The 259-nt window shown below is 71.0% G+C and carries 1 protein-coding gene; it reads left to right on the top strand.

Going from position 1 to position 259, the window contains the following annotated elements; all coding sequences use genetic code 11:
* A partial coding sequence (locus K7B10_RS39925; protein ID WP_229345851.1) for an Ig-like domain repeat protein occupies positions 1 to 259 on the top strand: 259 nt, incomplete at both ends.

Here is a 259-nt window from a genome sequence, read left to right as displayed (position 1 = left end):
CACCCGGCAGCGGCACCCCCACCGGAACCGTCACCTTCACCGGCCCCGGCGGACTCAACGTGACACTTGCGCTGGACGCGGGCGGCACGGCATGCGTCACCACGACCACGCTGGAGACCGGCACGGTCACGGCCGTCTACAACGGCGACGGATGCTTCTCCGCGTCGACCGGCACCGCGCCGGTGACCGTCAACCAGGCGTCGAGCACGGTGTCGGTGACGGTCGACCCCAACCCCTCGGTATGCGGCCAGACCGTGAC

It is taken from the genome of Streptomyces flavotricini (genome assembly GCF_020639365.1).
In the GTDB taxonomy this organism is placed as follows: Bacteria; Actinomycetota; Actinomycetes; order Streptomycetales; family Streptomycetaceae; genus Streptomyces; species Streptomyces flavotricini.
The sequence above is the reverse complement of the archived record's forward strand: the minus strand, read 5'-3'. Positions and strand labels throughout refer to the sequence as shown.